The sequence below is a fragment of the Neolewinella aurantiaca genome (genome assembly GCF_008014675.1).
Taxonomy (GTDB): Bacteria; Bacteroidota; Bacteroidia; order Chitinophagales; family Saprospiraceae; genus Neolewinella; species Neolewinella aurantiaca.
In genome coordinates this window covers 2724-6323 of record NZ_VOXD01000066.1, presented here as the reverse complement: position 1 = coordinate 6323, position 3600 = coordinate 2724, and the positions used below count along the sequence as shown (strand labels likewise).

The following is a 3600-nucleotide window of genomic DNA, read 5'->3' as shown; positions in this document are numbered from 1 at the left end:
ATAGCTTTTCTCAGCATAAATGCTGAGGAACGGGTATAAACGGAGAAAGCCCCACTGCAAAGTTGCAGCGAGGCTTTCATAAATTGGCGGCGACCTACTCTCCCGGGATCAAGTCCAAGTACCATCGGCGCTGGGCAGCTTAACTTCTCTGTTCGGAATGGTAAGAGGTGATCCTGCCCGCAATAGCCACCAAAGAGTTTGTAAGCATCACCCGCAGCCTCATTCGGCCGGGATTGTGATGATTCAGTTCTTTAGTGAACGATCAACAAGTTGGGTAAGAGAGATAGTAATCTTTTACAGCTTTCACGCAGTCACAAAGACCTAGTTTGCTGATTAAATAAAATTTCTGCGATAACCCGTAGGTTATCAGCGTGGACATTTACCGAAGTAAATTCCACCAAGCGTATGCTTTCTATTACTAACTCATAAGTCTTTCGGCGGTTAATACCACTTAATACTCATTTTGTAGATTTCCCTTACTCCGAAAAGTAAAAGAAAAAAGGAAGCTGTCGGGTGATTAGTACTACTCGACTCCATACATTACTGCACTTCCATCTATAGCCTATCAACGTCGTAATCTTCAACGACCCTTCATGGAATACTCATCTTGAAGTTGGCTTCGTGCTTAGATGCTTTCAGCGCTTATCCATTCCGCACATAGCTACCCAGCAATGCAGCTGGCGCCACAACTGGTACACTAGAGGTGCGTCCATCCCGGTCCTCTCGTACTGGAGACAGATCTTCTCAATATTCCTACGCCCGCAACAGATAGAGACCGAACTGTCTTGCGACGTTCTGAACCCAGCTCGCGTGCCACTTTAATGGGCGAACAGCCCAACCCTTGGGACCTTCTTCAGCCCCAGGATGTGACGAGCCGACATCGAGGTGCCAAACCTCCCCGTCGATGTGAGCTCTTGGGGGAGATCAGCCTGTTATCCCCGGAGTACCTTTTATCCTTTGAGCGATGGCCCTTCCATACGGAACCACCGGATCACTTGAGCCTGCTTTCGCACCTGGTCGAGATGTCTCTCTCTCAGTCAAGCTCCCTTATACTCATACGCTCTTCGCATGATTACCAACCATGCTGAGGGAACCTTTGCGAGCCTCCGTTACGCTTTAGGAGGCGACCACCCCAGTCAAACTACCCACCACACACGGTCCTCCTCTTTCCAGGAGTTAGTGTCAAAGTATAAGAAGGGTGGTATTTCAAGGACGACTCCACAAACACTGGCGTGCCCGCTTCGTAGTCTCCCACCTATCCTACACATCTTATACCCTAACACAATGTGAAGCTGTAGTAAAGGTTCACGGGGTCTTTTCGTCCCGTTGCGGGTAATCGGCATCTTCACCGATACTTCAATTTCACCGAGCTCATGGCCGAGACAGTGCCCAGATCGTTACACCATTCGTGCAGGTCGGAACTTACCCGACAAGGAATTTCGCTACCTTAGGACCGTTATAGTTACGGCCGCCGTTTACTGGGGCTTCAGTTAAGACCTTCGACCGAAGTCTAAGCCCCTCCCTTAACCTTCCAGCACCGGGCAGGTGTCAGACCCTATACTTCATCTTTCGATTTAGCAGAGTCCTGTGTTTTTGCTAAACAGTCGCCTGGGCCTTTTCACTGCGGCCCCCACAAGGGGGGCGACGCTTCTCCCGAAGTTACGCGTCCAATTTGCCTAGTTCCTTAGCCATGAATCACTCGAGCGCCTTAGGATACTCTCCTCAACTACCTGTGTCGGTTTACGGTACGGGCCGCTTCACTCGCTATTTCTTGGAAGTCGCTTCGGTACACTATCAAATCACCCCGAAGGGATCTCTGTACTATCGGTCAATTTTAATCAACCTTCAACGTACTATTCCGTCAGTACGCGATACCTACACTACTCCGTCGCTTTTAGTGTGAGCGGGTACGGGAATATTAACCCGTTTGCCATCGGCTTCGCCCTGCGGCTACACCTTAGGACCCGACTAACCCGATTCTGATTAACATCGAATACGGAAACCTTAGTTTTACGGCGAAGAGGTTTCTCACCCCTTTTATCGTTACTCATGCCTACATTTGCTTTTCAAGACGCTCCAACATGAGTCACCTCACATCTTCTATGCAACTTGAATGCTCCCCTACCACTGTACAATGTACAATCCATAGCTTCGGTACTGGACTTATGCCCGAGTATTTTCCGCGCAGGAACGCTCGACTAGTGAGCTGTTACGCACTCTTTAAATGAATGGCTGCTTCCAAGCCAACATCCTAGCTGTCTTAGCATCCCCACATCGTTCAATTCAACTTAGTCCAAATTTGGGGACCTTAGCTGATGGTCTGGGTTGTTCCCCTCTTGGCAATGGACCTTAGCACCCACTGCCTCACTGCCGCTGCTGTAATGCCGGCATTCGGAGTTCATCAGGGGTTGGTAGGCGGTGAAGCCCCCTAGCCCTATTGGTAGCTCTACCTCCGGCACACACTACACGACGCTGCACCTAAATGCATTTCGGGGAGTACGAGCTATCTCCTGGTTTGATTGGCCTTTCACCCCTACCCACAGGTCATCCGAACATTTTTCAACATGTACCGGTTCGGTCCTCCATTCCGAGACTATCGGAACTTCAACCTGCCCATGGGTAGATCACCAGGTTTCGCGTCTACCCCCACTACCTTACGCCCTGTTAAGACTCGCTTTCGCTTCGCCTCCGATCCTGAAGATCTTAAACTCGGTAGTGAGGAGTAACTCGTAGGCTCATTATGCAAAAGGCACGCCGTCACCACGAATGGCTCCGACCGCTTGTAGGCGCACGGTTTCAGGGTCTTTTCACTCCGCTTCTCGCGGTTCTTTTCACCTTTCCCTCACGGTACTGGTTCACTATCGGTCTCACAGGAGTATTTAGCCTTACGGGATGGTGCCCGCAAATTCAGACAGGGTTTCTCCGGCCCCGCCCTACTCAGGATACCCAACATAACAAACATGATTCCTGTACGGGACTGTCACCCTCTATGGTCACATTTTCCAAATGTGTTCCAATTACATGTTTATTAATTATTTAGGTCCTACAACCCCAATACGACGTATCGTACTGGTTTGGGCTGTTCCGCGTTCGCTCGCCACTACTTGCGGAATCATTAAATTATTTTCTCCTCCTCCGGGTACTTAGATGTTTCAGTTCCCCGGGTTACCTCCATTTCTGGTACTATGTCTTCAACATAGTGGGTTGCCCCATTCGGACATTCAGGAATTAACGGTCGTTTGCACCTCCTCCTGACTTTTCGCAGCTTACCACGTCCTTCATCGTCTCTGTGAGCCTAGGCATCCCCCGTACGCCCTTATTTCACTTCCTAATCTTTATCACTACCGAAGTAGTGAAAATTCTTAGAGAAACAAAATAAGATTATTTGAGTAATATTATTTGCCTAAAACTAATGAGTTAAGTTTTATATCCAACAGACGCTTGAGAAAATTAAAAATTTACTCTCGCAACGAGATCTTACGTAAACTACATAAAATCCGTTATTAATTACTGTTGCTCTCTTACCAACTTGTCAAAGATCGTCACTAAACCATTTAGTCCCTTTACGTCGCTTATCCATCATAGGAAGGAATCCACGAG

At 48.6% G+C, this 3600-nt stretch carries 2 rRNA genes; both read right to left on the bottom strand.

Features of this window, described 5'->3' with window-relative positions:
• Window positions 1–81 precede the first annotated feature (81 nt).
• Window positions 82–194: ribosomal RNA gene (rrf, locus tag FUA23_RS21765) — 5S ribosomal RNA — on the bottom strand.
• Between the two features lie 303 nt (window positions 195–497).
• A 23S ribosomal RNA gene (locus FUA23_RS21760) occupies window positions 498–3331 on the bottom strand.
• Between the last annotated feature and the right edge of the window lie 269 nt (window positions 3332–3600).